This is a genomic window from Staphylococcus pasteuri (assembly GCF_030547725.1).
GTDB lineage: Bacteria > Bacillota > Bacilli > Staphylococcales > Staphylococcaceae > Staphylococcus > Staphylococcus pasteuri.
On the sequence record NZ_JAUOQO010000003.1, the window covers coordinates 40,929 to 60,466 of the forward strand.

Genomic DNA, 19,538 nt, shown 5'->3' on the forward strand with positions numbered 1-19,538 from the left:
AGTCATACAAACATGGTTGCATATTTAAATATTCATACGGCCTATGATTTATTAAACTCCAGTTTGAAAATTACAGACGCAGTTGAAAAGGCCAAAAGAGAAGGTGTAGATACACTTGCAATTACAGATACAAATGTTTTGTATGGCTATCCTAAGTTTTATGATGCTTGTATCGAAGCGGGTATTCATCCTGTATTTGGGATGACTGTATTATTAACTGATGGTTTATATCAAATAGAAACAGTATTATTAGCTCAAAATAATGATGGTTTAAAAGATTTATATCAATTATCTTCAGCGATAAAAATGAAAGAGAAAGTAGATATTTCAATTGATTGGTTAAAACGATACGAAGCAAATTTAATTATTATTTTTAAAAATGCAGAAGAACAACATCAACAATTAATTGAGTCTTTTGATTTTAAGCAACATGTTTACATAAATCAAAATTCAGTCCAAATAAACAATAGAGAGTGTGTATGGTTAAATACTGCACGTTATTTAAATAAAGAAGATGCAGATACAATAACTGCATTACAAGCAATTAAAGATAATAGTAAGCTTGATTTAGTAGGGGAACAGGAAGATTTTGACGAGCATTTTTACACTTCGGAAGAAATACATAATCTTGGTTTAGATACATCCATTTTTAGAAAAACTGATGAAATAGCTCAATTATGTACTGCAGAACTCAATTATCACCAATCACTACTACCGCAATTTGAAACACCTAATGGTGAAACTTCAAAAAAATATCTATGGATGAAGTTAGAAGAACAACTAAAAAATTGGAATCTTAATCATCCTCATTATATAGACAGATTAAAACACGAATATGCCATTATTACGAATATGGGATTTGAAGATTACTTCCTTATTGTAAGTGACTTAATTCATTATGCTAAAACACATAATGTAATGGTTGGACCTGGTCGTGGTTCATCTGCTGGTTCACTAGTAAGTTATTTATTAGGAATTACTACAATTGACCCAATAAAATTCAATTTACTTTTTGAAAGATTTTTAAATCCTGAACGTGTAACAATGCCTGATATTGATATTGACTTTGAAGATACAAGACGTGAAAAAGTTATTCAATACGTCCAAGAAAAATATGGTCAACTTCATGTTTCTGGAATAGTGACATTTGGACATTTATTAGCTAGAGCTGTGGCTAGAGATGTAGGCCGTATTATGGGATTTGATGAAATAACATTAAATGAAATTTCTAAACTCATTCCACATAAATTAGGGATAACTTTAGATGAAGCATATCAAAATGACGATTTTAAACAATTCGTTCATAGAAATTATCGACATGAACGTTGGTTTGATTTGTGTAAAAAATTAGAAGGACTCCCACGTCATACCTCAACTCATGCAGCAGGTATTATTATTAATGATCACGCACTTTATGAATATGCGCCATTGACATTAGGGGATACTGGATTGCTTACACAATGGACAATGACTGAGGCAGAACGTATTGGTCTATTGAAAATCGACTTTTTAGGACTTAGAAATCTATCAATTATACATCAAATTGTGAACCAAGTGAAAAAAGATTTGAACATTGATATAGATATTGAACAAATTCCATTTAATGATAATAAAGTGTTTGAATTATTATCCCAAGGTGATACGACAGGTATTTTCCAATTAGAATCTGATGGTGTTAGAAGTGTATTGAAAAAATTGAAGCCCGAACATTTCGAAGACATTGTTGCCGTCACATCATTATATAGACCTGGGCCGATGGAAGAGATCCCTACATACATTACACGCAGACATGATCCTTCTAAAGTTCAGTATCTACATGAAGATTTAGCACCCATTTTAAAAAATACTTATGGCGTAATCATTTATCAAGAACAAATAATGCAAATAGCAAGTAAGTTCGCAAACTTCAGTTATGGCGAAGCAGATATTTTAAGACGTGCTATGAGTAAGAAAAATAGAGCAGTGCTAGAAAGTGAAAGACAACACTTTGTTGACGGTGCGTTACAAAATGGGTATGACGAATATATGAGTAAACAAATATTCGATTTAATATTGAAATTTGCTGACTATGGTTTCCCAAGAGCACATGCCGTTAGTTACTCTAAAATTGCATATATTATGAGTTATCTAAAAGTTCATTATCCAAATTACTTTTACGCTAATATATTGAGTAATGTTATTGGTAGTGAGAAAAAAACGTCAGCAATGATTGATGAAGCGAAGCATCAAAATATTAAGATATTGCCTCCTAATATCAATGAAAGTCATTGGTTCTATAAAGCAACATCTGACGGAATTTATTTATCGTTAGGTGCTATTAAAGGTGTTGGATATCAAAGCGTTAAACTTATTGTTGACGAACGATATCAAAACGGTGAATTTAAAGATTTCTTTGATTTTGCCAGAAGATTACCTAAACGAGTCAAAACTAGGAAATTATTAGAGTCATTGATTTTAGTAGGTGCGTTTGACACATTTGGTAAAAACCGTGCTACGTTATTACAGTCCATTGACCAAGTTATTGATCAAGTTACTGATATTGAACAAGATGATATGTTATTTGATTTCTTCACGCCTAAACAAGATTATGAAGAAAAAGATGAATTACCAGATAAACTAATCAGCGAATATGAGAAGGAATATTTAGGTTTTTATATTTCGAAACATCCAGTAGAAAAAGAATTTAATAAAAAGCAATATTTAACTATTTACAGATTGAATAACGCTCAAAATTACCATCCTATATTAGTGCAATTTGATCAAATTAAGCGTATCAGAACAAAAAATGGGCAAAATATGGCTTTTGTGACATTAAATGATGGTCTACATTTGATGGATGGAGTTATCTTCCCAGATCAATTTAAAAAATATGAACTTGAGTTGTCAGAAGAACACATTTATGTCATACAAGGGAAATTTGATAAAAGAAATGGTAAGAATCAGCTTATTATTAATGACATATATAGTGAAGAAGCGTTTGAGACACATAAACTCACACATTCAAATCAAATTATCGTAAGACATATTGACCAAGCAAAAGGATTTGAACAATATATTGACCAAGAAAAGACAAAACAATCTATTGAAATACAAGCATATGATGATGAATCTAAGCGAATGTCACGTATAGGATTTATTAATAAAAATTCTGAAAATATGAGGGAACTAATACAGTTATTCAAACCTAGTGATATCCGATTTATATAACTTTTAACTACTATTAATTTATGATATAGTAAACTGATGATTTATATTTTAATCATCAGTTTATTTTTGTAATTGTTTTTTGTACTATTTGTTTGTAATTGTCATTATCTTATACATAAAATAATGATAAAATATGAATGATCAGCAGAAAAAATAATTATAAAAGTAACGAAGAAATGTTGATTCAAAGTTTAGCTAGTTGCTAAATTTTTGACATTTTTAAATACATTTTAAAAGTACATTGTTAATGCAATCTGTTTACAGTTAAAAATGATTGGTAATTGTTTACTCAGTTAATTCTAAAAAAATAAATAGGGGTTGAATAGCATGTCTTTAAGAGATGAAGCATTAGAAATGCATAAAAAAAATCAAGGTAAATTAGAAGTAACACCTAATGTCAAAGTTACAAACAAAGATGAATTAAGTTTAGCTTATTCACCAGGTGTAGCTGAACCTTGTAAAGAAATACATGAAGATAAAAGAAAAGTTTATGACTATACTATAAAAGGTAATACAGTTGCTGTAGTAACAGATGGTACTGCTGTTTTAGGATTAGGGAATATCGGTCCGGAAGCAAGTATTCCAGTTATGGAAGGTAAAGCAGTATTATTCAAAAGTTTTGCTGGTGTTAATGGTGTTCCAATTGCGCTTAATACAACAGATACTGATGAGATTATTAATACTGTAAAATTACTTCAACCTAACTATGGAGGAATCAATTTAGAGGATATTTCAGCGCCGCGTTGTTTTGAAATTGAGGAAAGATTAAAAAAAGAAACTAATATTCCTGTTTTTCACGACGATCAACACGGTACAGCTATTGTAACTACAGCAGGCTTAATTAATGCCTTAAGAATTGTAGATAAAGATTTAGCCGACATTAAAGTTGTCCTCAACGGAGCTGGTGCAGCAGGTATTGCAATTGTAAAACTGTTATATTCATACGGTGTGAGAAATATGGTTATGTGTGATTCTAGAGGTGCCATATTTGAAGGCAGAAGTTATGGTATGAATGATACTAAAGAATATGTAGCTAAGTGGACTAATAAAGACAAAATAGAAGGCGAATTGAGTGAAGTTATTCAAGATGCAGATGTCTTCATTGGTGTTTCTATTGCAGATTTATTATCTAAAGAAATGGTAGAAAGTATGGCTAAAGATCCAATAATCTTTGCAATGGCTAACCCTAACCCAGAAATCAATCCTAATGATGCTAAAGAAGCTGGAGCTAAAGTAGTTGGAACAGGTCGTTCAGATTATCCTAACCAAATCAATAACGTATTAGCATTCCCTGGTATTTTTAGAGGTGCTTTAGATACTGAAGCTACACATATTAATGAAGAAATGAAAAAAGCTGCCGTAGAAGCTATTGCAGACTTAATTCAAAGTGATGAATTAGAGCCAAATTATTGTATTCCTGGTCCATTTGATAAACGTGTAGCGCCATCTGTAGCTAGAGAAGTTGCTAAAGCGGCTATGGAATCAGGTGTTGCTAGAATTGAAGTTGACCCACAAGATGTGTATGATAAAACAATGAAATTAACAGACTTAAAATAATTATAGTTGTAATGAGAGTGGGAGATTAATAAACATGTCATACTAAAAAAATAGTTGTATATGTTTTAAGAAAAATGTAAAACGGTATCGTTTTAACTAGGTTAAAGATGATAATATACCTAATCATATTCAAAAGTAGTTTTATATTTTTCTATCTCACTTTTGTTATAATTTATTCATTTTATACATAACAATATAATCTACATGAAAAAATTAAGCCTAATAAGGGTCAAAGGTTTTTGGAGGTTTCCCTATGTTTAAAGATTTTTTTAATCGAACAAAGAAAAAGAAATATTTAACGGTTCAAGACTCAAAACAAAATGACGTACCAGCAGGAATCATGACTAAATGTCCAAAATGTAAAAAAATTATGTATACCAAAGAATTAGATGAAAACCTAAATGTATGCTTTAATTGTGACCATCATATTTCTTTATCTGCATATAAACGCATTGAAGCGATTTCTGATGAAGGTACATTTAATGAATTTGATAAAGGGATGACTTCTGCAAATCCATTAGATTTCCCTGGATACATTGAAAAAATTGAAAAAGATCAGAAAAAAACTGACTTAAATGAAGCTGTAGTAACAGGTACTGCCGAATTAGATGGTGTTAAGTATGGTGTGGCAGTTATGGATGCTCGTTTTAGAATGGGAAGTATGGGGTCAGTTGTTGGTGAGAAGATTTGTCGAATTATTGATTATTGCACAGAACAACGTTTACCATTTATTTTATTCTCTGCCAGTGGCGGTGCCCGTATGCAAGAGGGTATTATTTCTTTAATGCAAATGGGTAAAACAAGTGTTTCACTAAAGAAACATTCAGATGCAGGTTTACTTTATATTTCTTATATCACTAATCCTACTACAGGTGGTGTATCTGCTAGTTTTGCATCAGTTGGTGATATCAATCTAAGTGAACCAAAAGCACTAATAGGCTTTGCAGGACGTCGAGTAATTGAACAAACAATTAATGAAAAATTACCTGAAGATTTCCAAACAGCAGAATTTTTATTAGAGCATGGTCAACTAGATAAAGTGATACATCGAAAAGATATGAGAACTACACTTGCTAATATTTTAAATCTACATCAAGAGGTGAGAAGCTAATGCTTGATTTTGAAAAGCCACTTTTTGAAATAAGAAAGAAAATTGATTCATTAAAAGAATCTCAAGAAAAAAACGATGTTGATTTGCAAGAAGAAATCGATATGTTAGAAGCTTCTTTAGAACGCGAAACTAAAAAAGTGTATACAAATTTGAAACCGTGGGATAGAGTTCAAATTGCAAGGTTGCAAGAAAGACCTACGTCATTAGATTATATACCAAAGATTTTTGATTCATTTATAGAATTACATGGCGATCGTAATTTTAGAGATGACCCAGCAATGATTGGTGGTATTGGTTATTTAAATGGTAAAGCTGTTACTGTAGTTGGACAGCAAAGAGGTAAAGATACCAAAGATAATATTTATCGTAATTTTGGTATGGCACATCCAGAAGGCTATCGAAAAGCATTACGCTTGATGAAACAAGCAGAAAAATTTAACAGACCTATTTTTACATTTATTGATACTAAAGGAGCGTATCCTGGTAAAGCAGCAGAAGAAAGAGGACAAAGTGAATCAATTGCTACCAATTTGATTGAGATGGCCTCACTCAAAGTGCCTGTCATTGCAATAGTCATCGGTGAAGGTGGTAGTGGTGGTGCGCTAGGTATCGGTATTGCTAATAGAGTATTAATGCTTGAAAATAGTACATACTCTGTTATATCTCCTGAAGGAGCTGCTGCATTATTATGGAAAGATAGCAATTTAGCCAAAATAGCTGCAGAAACAATGAAAATTACGGCGAATGATTTACACCAACTTGATGTTATAGATGACGTAATTAAAGAACCTTTAGGCGGTGCGCACAAAGAAGTTGAAGAACAAGCTCAAACTATTAAAGAGGCTTTTGTGGCACATTTAGATGAATTAGAAAAACTTAATAAAGATGAATTAGCAGAAGATCGTTTTAATAAATTTAGAAATATTGGATCTTATGTAGAATAAATATTAGATAGAGTGATAGTTAAAATGAAGACTATTGCTCTATTTTTATTATTGTTAATATAAAATTCATAATTAAAAACGTTTACATCTATATAAGTACTTTCTTTTGATGGAATAAGTAAAAAATTTATGGTAATTTAGAGTTGAAGATAAAACTAGATATAGGAAGGTATGTCGTCATGAAGAAAATTGCAGTTTTGACTAGCGGTGGAGATTCACCGGGGATGAATGCTGCTGTTAGAGCAGTTGTACGTACAGCAATTTACAATAATATTGAAGTTTATGGTGTATATCATGGTTATCAAGGTTTAGTTGAAGACGATATTCATAAACTTGAATTAGGCTCAGTTGGAGATACAATTCAACGTGGTGGGACATTCTTATTCTCAGCAAGATGTCCAGAATTCAAAGAAGAAGATGTACGTAAAGTAGCAATCGAGAATCTACGTAAAAGAGAAATTGAAGGTTTAGTAGTAATCGGTGGAGACGGAAGTTACCGTGGTGCTCAACGCATTAGCGAAGAGTGTAAAGAAATACAAACAATCGGTATTCCTGGAACGATTGATAATGATATTAACGGTACTGACTTTACTATTGGATTTGATACTGCGCTTAATACAATTATTGATTCAGTCGATAAAATTAGAGATACAGCTTCAAGTCATGCTAGAACATTTATCGTTGAAGTAATGGGACGTGATTGTGGTGACTTAGCACTTTGGGCTGGCTTATCTGTTGGTGCAGAAACAATTGTTGTACCAGAAGTTAATACAGAAATTAAAGAAGTGGCTGAGAAGATTGAACAAGGAATTAAACGAGGTAAAAAACATTCAATCGTTATGGTTGCTGAAGGTTGTATGAGCGGACAAGAATGTGCTGAAGAATTAAGTAAATATATAAATATTGATACTAGAGTGTCAGTATTGGGTCACATTCAACGTGGCGGTAGCCCATCTGGTGCTGATCGTGTATTAGCATCACGATTAGGTGGACATGCGGTTGAATTATTAATGAGTGGTGAAACAGCTAAAGGTGTTGGTATTAAACATAACCAATTAACTGCGACACCATTTGATGAAATCTTTGGTCATTCTGATCATAAATTTGATAAACAAATTTACCAACTAGCTAAAGAGTTATCTATATAAATTTCAGGAGGATTATAAAATGAGAAAAACTAAAATTGTATGTACTATTGGACCAGCATCTGAATCAGAAGAAATGATTGAAAAATTAATTAACGCTGGTATGAACGTGGCACGTTTAAACTTTTCACATGGTAGTCATGAAGAACATAAAGGTAGAATTGATACAATTCGTAAAGTTGCTAAACGTTTAAATAAAACTGTAGCTATTCTTTTAGATACTAAAGGACCAGAAATTCGTACTCATAACATGAAAGATGGCGTTATCGAATTAGAAAAAGGTAAAGAAGTTATCGTAAGTATGAGTGAAGTAGAAGGTACACCTGAAAAGTTCTCTGTAACTTACGACAACTTAATTAATGATGTACAAGTAGGATCATACATTTTATTAGACGATGGTTTAGTAGAATTACAAGTTAAAGATATTGATCATAATAATGGTGAAGTAAAATGTGACATTTTAAACACTGGTGAACTAAAAAATAAAAAAGGTGTTAACTTACCAGGTGTTAAAGTAAATTTACCAGGTATCACTGATAAAGATGCTGATGATATTAGATTCGGTATTAAAGAAGATGTAGACTTTATCGCAGCAAGCTTTGTTCGTCGTCCAAGTGACGTATTAGATATCCGTGAAATCTTAGAACAAGAAAAAGCTAATATTACAATCTTTCCTAAAATTGAAAACCAAGAAGGTATTGACAATATTGAAGAAATTCTTGAAGTATCTGATGGTTTAATGGTTGCTCGTGGTGACATGGGTGTTGAAATTCCACCTGAAAAAGTACCTATGGTTCAAAAAGATTTAATTAGAAAATGTAACAAATTAGGTAAACCAGTTATTACTGCAACACAAATGTTAGATTCAATGCAACGTAACCCACGTGCAACACGTGCAGAAGCTAGTGACGTTGCAAATGCTATTTATGATGGTACAGACGCAGTAATGTTATCTGGTGAAACAGCTGCAGGTTTATATCCTGAAGAAGCAGTTAAAACTATGAGAAACATTGCAGTATCTGCAGAAGCAGCACAAGATTATAAAAAATTATTATCTGATAGAACTAAATTAGTTGAAACTTCACTAGTAAATGCTATTGGTATTTCAGTAGCTCATACAGCTCTAAACTTAAATGTTAAAGCAATTGTAGCTGCAACAGAAAGTGGTTCAACTGCACGTACTATTTCTAAATATCGTCCACATTCAGATATTATTGCTGTTACTCCTAGTGAAAAAACAGCTCGTCAATGTGCGATTGTATGGGGTGTTTATCCTGTAGTTAAAGAAGGACGTAAGAACACAGATGCATTATTAAATAATGCAGTAGCAACTGCTGTTGAAACAGAAAGAGTACAAAATGGTGACTTAATAATTATTACTGCAGGTGTTCCAACAGGTGAAAAAGGTACAACAAATATGATGAAAATCCATTTAGTTGGTGACGAAATTGCTAAAGGGCAAGGTGTTGGCCGTGGATCAGTTGTAGGTACTGCTATTGTTGCTGATTCAGCAAGTGATTTAAAAGATGTTGATTTAAGCGACAAAATCATCGTTACAAACTCTGTAGATGAAACATTAGTACCATATGTAGACCAAGCTATCGGTTTAATTACAGAAGAAAATGGTATTACATCACCTAGTGCAATCGTTGGCCTTGAAAAAGGTATTCCAACAGTTGTAGGTGTTGAAAATGCTACTAAAGAAATTAAAAATGATATGTTAGTTACTGTAGATGCTGCAAACGGTAAAGTATTCGAAGGTTATGCTAACGTACTATAATATATAAAATTATCGTCTAGATAATTGAAAATGCAAAAAGGATTGTAACAACTAAGTATTTTAACTTGGTAGTTACGATCCTTTTTAATATGTATAGGTAAATAAAATAGGTATACAAAAAAGTCAGTAAATGAATTTATAAAACTCGTTTACTGACTTTTTTAAGTTTAAAACTCAACTCAATGATAAATTAATCATTCAGTTTTTGAGATTCTTTTTTATATCTCCAATACATGAAACCTAACAATATGAACCATAAAGGCGTTAAGTAAATTGCACGTCTAGTTGTTTCATTAACAAATAATAACCCAAATACTAAGATGAAGAATATTAAAATCACATAGCCCATATATTTACCACCAGGTAATTTATATATAGATTCTTTATGTAATTTTGGATTCTTTCTACTGTAATTAATATAAGCGACAATAATTAATGCCCATACGATTAAGAATAATACAGTCGATAAAGTAGTAACATAAGTAAATACTAATGTTGCATCTGGGAAGATATAATTTAATAATGCTGCAATTAGTAATAATGCTGATGAACCAATGATTGCTACATGAGGCACACCATTTTTATTAGTTTTACTAAAAGCAGGTGGCGCTTGCTTTTTATCTGATAAACCAAATAACATTCTACTATTTGAGAATATACCACTATTACAAGATGACGCTGCTGCAGTTAATACTACAAAGTTGATTAATCCAGCTGCAAATGGAATACCAATTAAAGTAAATAACTTAACGAATGGACTGTTATCAGGATCAACCTTATCCCAAGGAATAATTGACATGATAACAGCTAGGGCACCTACGTAAAATACTAGAATACGAATAGGTACACTATTTATTGCCTTAGGAATTGTTGATTCAGGATCTTTTGTTTCACCAGCAGTTACACCTATCATTTCTATACCAACGAAAGAGAATACTGCCATTTGGAATGACATAAAGAAGCCTGATGCACCTTTAGGGAATATTCCATGACTATATAAATTAGTTAAACTTGCATGACCAAACTGAGTTTTGTATGCAAATAAAATCATGACGGCACCTACAACAATTAAACCTAAAATAGTGACGATTTTAATGATAGAGAACCAAAATTCTAATTCTCCAAATAATTTAGCACTAAGCAAGTTAAATGACATTAGAACTAAAACGCAAAATAATGCGCTTATCCAATTGGGAACTGCAGGGAACCAAAAACTAACATATTTAGCTACAGCAGTTACTTCTGCCATACCTGTTATAATCCAACATAGCCAATAAGTCCAACCTGTAACAAATCCAGCAAATGGTCCAATGTATTTGTTAGTTACGTCTGCAAAAGATTTAAAATTAGTATTTTGAATTATAATTTCGCCTAACCCACGCATAAACATGAAAAGCATGAATCCAATAAAGATATACGTGAGTAATATTGAGGGACCCGTCATAGCAATCGTTTGTCCAGCACCCAGGAATAATCCTGTCCCAATAGCGCCACCGATGGCAATTAATTGCACATGACGATTGCTCAATTCTCTTTGTAGATTTTCAGCCATAAGACCTCTCCCTTACTTTTTATATAATTATATTATGCACTTATATTGGTTTTTATACAATTCATTTAATAAAAAAGTGTCGAAATACACTGCCTTATAATTAGAAATTTGTAATCATACACTATAACCAAATAAAAACTTTCTTATCTATTTAGAATCTCATACAAATTTATGTTTTGAAATACTGATATAAAGCCATTTCAAGAGCTATTCGACCATAGTGAAACCATTGGGCAATAGTAATTATTCATGATTTAAGAGATTTATTTGTTTCACAAAATCTTAATAATTAGCTATAATACTATTTGAAAGCCATTTCATAAAGAAATAGTAAAGGGGAAATTTATCATGGCAGAATTACAAAGAGGTTTGGAAGGGGTAATTGCAGCTGAAACTAAAATCAGTTCAATTATAGATAGCCAATTAACTTATGCAGGATATGATATTGATGATCTTGCTGAAAATGCCCAATTCGAAGAAATTATTTTTTTATTATGGAATTATAGACTTCCAAATAAAGAAGAACTACAAGAACTTAAGTCTAAATTATATGAGTATATGACTCTAAATCCAAGAGTATACAAACACTTTGAAGAATATGTAACTGATAAAGTACATCCAATGACAGCTTTACGTACTTCAGTTTCATACATTGCTCATTTTGATCCAGATGCTGAAGATGAATCTGATGATAAGAAATATGAAAGAGCTATTCGTATTCAAGCAAAAGTAGCTTCATTAGTAACTGCATTTTCACGAGTACGTGAAGGTAAAGAACCACTTAAACCAAATTCTGATTTAAGTTATGCAGCGAACTTCTTATATATGCTTAAAGGTGAACTACCTACAGATATCGAAGAAGAAGCATTTAATAAAGCATTAATCTTACATGCTGATCATGAGTTAAACGCATCTGCATTTACTGCTCGTTGTGCAGTATCTTCATTATCAGATATGTATTCTGGTATTGTTGCTGCTGTAGGTTCATTAAAAGGACCTTTACATGGTGGTGCTAATGAACGTGTAATGGCAATGTTACAAGAAGTAGGTTCTTTAGATAATGTAGACAAGTATTTAGATGAAAAATTTGCTAATAAAGAAAAAATTATGGGATTTGGTCACCGTGTATATAAAGAAGGAGATCCACGTGCCAAATATTTACGCGAAATGAGTAGAAAAATCACTGAAGAAACTGGTAAAAGTGAATTATATGAAATGTCATTAGCTATTGAAAAACGTATTAAAGAAGAAAAAGGATTAATTCCAAATGTTGACTTCTTTAGTGCTACTGTATATCACAGTATGGATATTCCACATAACTTATTCACACCAATTTTCGCAGTAAGTCGTACATCAGGCTGGATTGCGCATATCTTAGAACAATACAGAGATAATAGAATTATGCGTCCAAGAGCTAATTATATTGGTGAAACTGATCGCAAATATCTACCTATTGAAGAAAGATAATTAATCATTTATATTGTAAAATGAATTTTATTAAAATTACTTGGAGGTCAAATGTATGACAGCAGAAAAAATTACTAAAACTAACGACGGTTTAAAAGTACCTAACGAACCAATTATTCCATTTATTATTGGTGACGGAATCGGACCAGATATTTGGAATGCAGCTAGCCGCGTGATTGACGCAGCAGTTGAAAAAGCTTATAACGGTGAAAAACGTATTGAGTGGAAAGAAGTACTAGCTGGACAAAAAGCATATGACAATACTGGAGAATGGTTACCTAAAGAAACTTTAGATACAATTAAAGAATATTTAATTGCTGTTAAAGGTCCTTTAACAACTCCAATCGGCGGAGGTATTCGTTCATTAAACGTTGCTTTAAGACAAGAGTTAGATTTATTTACATGCTTACGTCCTGTACGTTGGTTCCAAGGTGTACCATCACCAGTTAAACGTCCACAAGATGTTGATATGGTTATTTTCCGTGAAAATACAGAAGATATTTATGCTGGTATTGAATTTAAAGAAGGTACTCCAGAAGTTAAAAAAGTAATTGATTTCTTACAAGACGAAATGGGCGCAACAAATATTCGTTTCCCTGAAACTTCAGGTATTGGTATTAAACCAGTTTCAAAAGAAGGTACAGAAAGATTAGTAAGAGCGGCGATTCAATACGCTATCGATAATAATCGTAAAGCAGTAACTTTAGTTCATAAAGGTAATATCATGAAATTCACTGAAGGTTCATTCAAACAATGGGGTTATGATTTAGCTCATAACGAATTTGGTGATCAAGTATTTACTTGGCAACAATATGATGAAATTGTTGAAAAAGAAGGTAAAGACGCTGCTAATGAAGCACAATCAAAAGCGGAACAAGAAGGTAAAATTATTGTTAAAGATTCAATCGCTGATATCTTCTTACAACAAATTTTAACTCGTCCTTCAGAACATGAAGTAGTTGCTACAATGAACTTAAACGGTGACTATATTTCAGATGCATTAGCTGCACAAGTTGGTGGTATTGGTATCGCACCAGGCGCTAACATTAACTATGAAACTGGTCATGCTATTTTCGAAGCAACACATGGTACTGCTCCTAAATATGCTGGATTAAATAAAGTAAATCCATCATCTGAATTATTAAGTTCAGTATTAATGTTAGAACATTTAGGTTGGCAAGAAGCTGCTGATAAGATTACAGAATCTATCGAAGCAACAATTGCTTCTAAAATTGTTACTTATGACTTTGCACGTTTAATGGATGGTGCAAAAGAAGTTTCAACTTCAGAATTTGCTGATGAATTAATTAAAAACTTAAAATAATAAGATACAAGAAAAGACGGATTGGGAAACCAATTCGTCTTTTTATTAAGATTTTGTAAATTATTAGTTTTTAATATCATTTCTTATAAAAAAATGATAGCTTAATTAATGAAAAGACAATATTTTTCATATATTAGCTTAATAAAAGCTTTGTATTAATTTAATTGTTAAGTTTATGTAAATTTGATGTATAGGTATATTATTTCTATTTAAACATCAGTTATAATAAACATGTAATTTAAACGGGGAGGCACACCATGTCACAAAAAGTATTAGTCGTTGACGATGAACAATCAATCGTTACTTTACTCAAATATAATTTAGAAACAGCCGGATACATAGTAGAAGTAGCCTATGACGGTGAAGAAGCATTACAAAAAGTTGAATCATCTCAACCGGATTTAATTGTATTAGATGTTATGTTACCTAAAAAAGATGGTATTGAGGTTTGTAAAACGATTAGATCTGATAAAAATTTAGTACCTATTCTTATGCTAACAGCTAAAGATGATGAATTTGATAGAGTGTTAGGTTTAGAACTTGGTGCTGATGATTATATGACTAAACCTTTCTCACCAAGAGAGGTAGTGGCAAGAGTGAAGGCTATTTTAAGACGCTCTCAATTTGTAAATGAAATAGAACAGAGTGAAGGCGATGAGGAAGATATCATTATCGACTCTATTCGAATTAGACCAGAATTTTTTGAAGTTTATAAAGATGATGAATTATTAGAATTAACGCCTAAAGAATTTGAGTTATTACTTTATCTGATTGAACGACAAGGACGAGTGATCACTAGAGAGCATATGTTAAATTCTGTGTGGAATTATGAGTTTGCTGGCGATTCACGTATCGTTGATGTTCACATTAGTCATTTAAGAGACAAATTAGAAGAAAACCCTAAACAACCCAAATTAATTAAAACTGTACGTGGATTAGGATATAAATTGGAGCGTCCTAAAAGATAATGTTAAAGTTTTATCATCGCATATTACTTTTGATTAGTACTATCACAATCATTAGCTTTATAGGTTTGGGTGCTATTGTCCACAACATGATTTATCAAACATTAACACAAAGTCAGACTAAAGAACTTAAAAAAGAATCACGCAATTATATTAGTATGTATAATAATGGTAAACAGAATGAAATTAAAAATATTGCAAACAATCAAGAAAATTTAATAGTCATTAAGAAAAATGACAAAACTATTTTTACAACTGATAAAAATAGTTCATTAGATGGACGGATAGATAACGAAGCAAATCCTTCCAATTTGATTCATAAAAATACTAAATTAGGGTTAAAGTATACATTTAAAAGTCAAATTGGAGATAAAACAGTATACATAAGTGGTATTAATGATGAAATACTAGATTTACAAAAAGAAATGTGGAAGTATCTATCAATTGTAGGGATTATAGTATTAATCACTGAATATCTAGCAAGTAGAAGTATTCATCGTACATATATAAGACCTATTAATGAAGTAACCTATGCAACTTCTCTTTTAGCTGATGGTCATTATCATGTACGTGTACCAGAAAGTAACGTTAAAGAAACAAAAGCATTATTTGTTACAACAAATGAACTCGCAAGACGTTTACAAAAATTGAATAACAGACAAAAAATACAATCTAATAGACTGAAAACAACTTTAGAAAACATTCCTAGTTCTGTACTTATGATAGATAAACATGGAGATATAGTTGTAGCTAATTCAGCTTATTATGAAGTGTTTACTCCTGAACAAAGTGTTGAAAATAAAAGTTATATTGGTTTTATTAACGATCCAATTGAGAAATTAATACTAGAAAGTTTTAGAACAGAGAAAGTTATTTATGAACAAATTGAAGTAGATATCAATAACGTACATACAAAGTATTTTGATGTTTCTTGTGTACCGATACTCTCAAAATCTAAAAAGAAACTTCAAGGTATGGTAGTTGTATTACATGATATTACTAATATCCAAAAATTGGAGAATTTGCGTCGTGAATTTGTTGCTAATGTGTCACATGAACTTAAAACGCCTATCACTTCAATTAAAGGGTTTGCAGAAACGCTAATAGAAGGCGCTAAAAATGATGAAGAATCATTAAATATGTTCCTAAATATCATTTTAAAAGAATCAAATAGAATTGAGTCACTTGTGATGGATTTACTAGACTTATCACATATTGAGCAACAAACAGATATCGCAACCAGTTATTTAAATCTTTCTGAACTTGCTTATACAACAATTGAACATTTACAAAATCAAGCACAAAGTAAAAATATAGACATCATACCAGAAATAGAAAATGATGTTATTTTTAAAGCGAATGAAGATAAAATAGCTCAAGTTATAACTAATTTATTATCTAATGCAATTAACTATTCAACAAATGATAGTGAAGTAATTGTAAAGGTATATCGTCAAGGCAAGAAAGTAAATTTACAAATTCAAGATTTTGGTATAGGAATTACTCAGGAAGAACAAAAACATATTTTCGAAAGATTTTATAGAGTAGATAAAGCTCGAAGTAGAGATTCTGGAGGCACTGGTTTAGGTTTATCTATAACTAAACACATTGTCGAGGCACATAATGGTAGAATTAGTGTTGATAGTCAATTAAATAAAGGGTCTACATTTAAAGTATCTTTTATTGATGAAGATTAAATCAATTATAATGAAACATCCTAATGTGGGTTAACGCTCATATTAGGATGTTTTTTAATAAGTAGAAATAGCAGAAACTGAATAACGGTACTTAATATTTATTGACAGTACCTTGTTTATGATAAAATATATTTAAATATGTGCTGGAGGTTTAGATAGTGAATAAATTAGTATTAATTGATGGTAATAGTTTAAGTTTTAGAGCATTCTATGCTTTGCCATTACTTTCAAATAAGGCAGGCATACATACAAATGCAGTATATGGCTTTGCAATGTTACTAGAGAAAATTCTAAAAGAAGAACAACCCAATCACTTTTTAGTGGCGTTTGACGCAGGAAAGACAACTTTCAGACATTCTAAATATAGTGAATATAAAGGTGGAAGACAAAAAACGCCACCAGAACTAAGTGAGCAATTCCCATACATCCGTCAATTATTGGACGCTTACCATATTAAAAGATATGAGTTAGAAAATTATGAAGCCGATGATATTATAGGAACATTGAGCCGCGAAGCTGATGAAGCTGGCTTTGAAACGATAATTATTACCGGCGATCGAGATTTAACTCAACTTGCTACTGATCATGTAACTATTTACTATACAAAAAAAGGTGTTACAGATGTTGATCATTATACTCCAGAGTTTATTGCAGAAAAATATAATGGTTTAACACCTAACCAAATTATTGATATGAAAGGTTTAATGGGTGATACATCTGATAATATACCAGGCGTGGCAGGTGTTGGTGAAAAGACAGCGATTAAGCTACTTAATCAATTTAATACTGTAGAAGGTGTATACGATCATTTAGATGATGTATCAGGTAAAAAATTAAAAGAAAAGCTCGAAAATAGTAAAAAAGACGCTTTAATGAGTAAAGATTTAGCTACAATTAATATTGAAAGTCCAATTGAAGTTAAATTAGCAGATACTAAAATGGATTCTGAAGTAGATGAATCAGATAAAATTGAGCTCTTTAAAAAGCTAGAATTTAAGCAACTACTTGCAGATATTGGAGATGTAGAGGCTACTGAGGAACAGAAAGATAAGGAATTTGATATTGAACCAAATTTTGAACATGTTGATTTTTCAAATTTAGAAGAAGCAACCATTCATTTTGAATTAGAAAATAGTAACTACTTAAGAGATAATATCCTTAAGTTTGGTTTCCATACTGGAGATTTACATGTTGTTATTGATGCAAATGAAATTTCACAATATAAAAATTTAGTACAATGGTTGGAAAATCCTAATACAAAGAAAATAGTATACGATGCTAAGAAAACTTATGTTGTTGCTCATAGATTAAACATTGACATACAAAATATTGAATTTGACGTAATGCTAGCGAGTTATATTATAGATCCATCTAGAACAATTGACGATGTGAACTCAGTAGTTACACATTACGGTCAACATTATGTTCAAGATAATATAACGATTTATGGTAAAGGTAAAAAGCATCATGTTCCTGACAATGCTATTCTTAATAAGCATGTGGCATCGATTACAGAAGCTATTTTTGCCTCTAAAACTGAAATGGAAAGTCAGTTAAAAGAATACAACCAAGTATCTCTTTTAGCAGATATAGAATTACCTTTAGCCCGTATTTTAAGCCAAATGGAAGAAATAGGTATTTATACTGATGCAAAAGATTTACAACAAATGGAAAAAGAAATTCAAGAAAAATTAGATATACTAATTAAAAACATACATGAAGCTGCTGGAGAAGAGTTTAATATCAATTCACCAAAACAGTTAGGTGTAGTATTATTCGAGACACTTCAATTACCAGTAATTAAAAAAACTAAAACAGGCTATTCAACTGCAGTTGATGTTTTAGAACAATTACAAGGGCAACATCCAATAATCGATTATATTTTAGATTATCGCCAGTTATCTAAGTTACAATCGACTTATGTTGAAGGGTTACAAAAAGTAATCAGTGATGATAAACGTATTCATACACGTTTTAATCAAACATTAGCTCAAACTGGAAGATTATCTAGTATTGATCCTAATTTACAAAATATACCAGTCCGTCTGGAAGAAGGTAGAAAAATTAGAAAAGCATTCAAACCTACGTCATCTGATAGTGTTATTTTATCTGCCGACTATTCACAAATTGAATTAAGAGTGCTAGCTCATATTACTCAAGATGAAAGTATGAAAGAAGCATTTATAAATGGACATGATATTCATACAGCGACTGCTATGAAAGTGTTTGATGTAGAAGCGGACGAAGTAGACAGTCTGATGAGAAGACAAGCAAAAGCTGTTAATTTCGGAATCGTTTATGGTATTAGTGATTACGGATTGAGTCAAAGTTTAGGCATAACTCGTAAAAAAGCAAAAATCTTTATCGACGATTATTTAGATAGTTTTCCTGGTGTGAAACAATATATGTCAGATATTGTTAAAGATGCTAAAGCACAAGGCTATGTAGAAACACTATTACATCGCCGTAGATATATTCCAGATATTACAAGCCGTAACTTCAATTTAAGAAGTTTTGCGGAAAGAACTGCTATGAATACGCCAATCCAAGGTAGTGCTGCTGATATTATTAAACTTGCAATGGTTAAATTTGATGAAGAAGTACAGTCAACCAATTATCACGCAAAATTATTATTGCAAGTACACGATGAATTGATATTTGAAGTACCAAAAGAAGAAGTAGATTCATTTAGTCAATTTGTTGAAGATATTATGGAATCAGCACTTGATTTAGATGTGCCTTTAAAGGTAGATTCTAGTTATGGTGAAACTTGGTATGACGCAAAATAA

Annotated in this window: 12 protein-coding genes; 11 read left to right on the top strand and 1 reads right to left on the bottom strand. The window is 31.5% G+C overall.

The window, feature by feature from the left end:
- The first annotated feature begins 12 nt into the window (after positions 1–12).
- The 6 genes from Q4528_RS03840 (at position 13) to pyk (ending at position 9,744) form a co-directional block, all read left to right on the top strand.
- Positions 13–3,207: a DNA polymerase III subunit alpha gene (locus Q4528_RS03840; protein WP_046466800.1), complete on the top strand. Its 3,195-nt coding sequence runs from the start codon at positions 13–15 to the stop codon at positions 3,205–3,207.
- 327 nt (positions 3,208–3,534) lie between these two features.
- Positions 3,535–4,764, top strand: coding sequence for an NADP-dependent malic enzyme (ystJ, locus tag Q4528_RS03845; RefSeq protein WP_029055670.1), 1,230 nt, complete (start codon positions 3,535–3,537; stop codon positions 4,762–4,764).
- A 253-nt stretch (positions 4,765–5,017) separates the two neighbouring features.
- Complete coding sequence (gene accD, locus Q4528_RS03850; RefSeq protein WP_046466798.1) at positions 5,018–5,875, top strand: acetyl-CoA carboxylase, carboxyltransferase subunit beta; 858 nt, start codon at positions 5,018–5,020, stop codon at positions 5,873–5,875.
- Positions 5,875–6,819 carry an acetyl-CoA carboxylase carboxyltransferase subunit alpha gene (locus Q4528_RS03855; protein ID WP_017638219.1) on the top strand — a complete coding sequence of 315 codons (945 nt, stop codon included), beginning with the start codon at positions 5,875–5,877 and terminating at the stop codon, positions 6,817–6,819. The genes accD and Q4528_RS03855 overlap by 1 nt, the downstream gene beginning before the upstream one ends.
- A gap of 179 nt (positions 6,820–6,998) precedes the next feature.
- A complete protein-coding gene (gene pfkA, locus Q4528_RS03860) occupies positions 6,999–7,967 on the top strand; it encodes a 6-phosphofructokinase (protein ID WP_017638218.1) in 969 nt (322 codons plus the stop codon).
- Between the two features lie 19 nt (positions 7,968–7,986).
- A complete protein-coding gene (gene pyk / locus Q4528_RS03865) occupies positions 7,987–9,744 on the top strand; it encodes a pyruvate kinase (RefSeq protein WP_108000523.1) in 1,758 nt (585 codons plus the stop codon).
- A 190-nt stretch (positions 9,745–9,934) separates the two neighbouring features.
- On the opposite strand, the gene Q4528_RS03870 is transcribed toward pyk, so the two are convergent.
- On the bottom strand, positions 9,935–11,296 hold the full coding sequence (locus Q4528_RS03870) for an amino acid permease (RefSeq protein ID WP_017638216.1): 1,362 nt from the start codon (positions 11,294–11,296) through the stop codon (positions 9,935–9,937).
- A 348-nt stretch (positions 11,297–11,644) separates the two neighbouring features.
- Between Q4528_RS03870 and Q4528_RS03875 the strand changes: the two genes are divergently transcribed.
- The 5 genes from Q4528_RS03875 to polA all read left to right on the top strand — a co-directional run bounded on the left by Q4528_RS03875 (position 11,645) and on the right by polA (position 19,538).
- Positions 11,645–12,763: a citrate synthase gene (locus tag Q4528_RS03875; RefSeq protein ID WP_303520608.1), complete on the top strand. Its 1,119-nt coding sequence runs from the start codon at positions 11,645–11,647 to the stop codon at positions 12,761–12,763.
- Positions 12,764–12,818: 55 nt separating this feature from the next.
- Positions 12,819–14,087 (top strand): NADP-dependent isocitrate dehydrogenase, encoded by a 1,269-nt coding sequence (icd, locus tag Q4528_RS03880; RefSeq protein WP_046466795.1) that lies wholly within the window; start codon positions 12,819–12,821, stop codon positions 14,085–14,087.
- 257 nt (positions 14,088–14,344) lie between these two features.
- Positions 14,345–15,055: a response regulator transcription factor gene (locus Q4528_RS03885; protein WP_017638213.1), complete on the top strand. Its 711-nt coding sequence runs from the start codon at positions 14,345–14,347 to the stop codon at positions 15,053–15,055.
- Complete coding sequence (gene pnpS / locus Q4528_RS03890; protein ID WP_029055674.1) at positions 15,055–16,749, top strand: two-component system histidine kinase PnpS; 1,695 nt, start codon at positions 15,055–15,057, stop codon at positions 16,747–16,749. The genes Q4528_RS03885 and pnpS overlap by 1 nt, the downstream gene beginning before the upstream one ends.
- 158 nt (positions 16,750–16,907) lie before the next feature.
- Positions 16,908–19,538, top strand: a complete 2,631-nt coding sequence (polA, locus tag Q4528_RS03895) for a DNA polymerase I (RefSeq protein ID WP_046466793.1) — start codon at positions 16,908–16,910, stop codon at positions 19,536–19,538.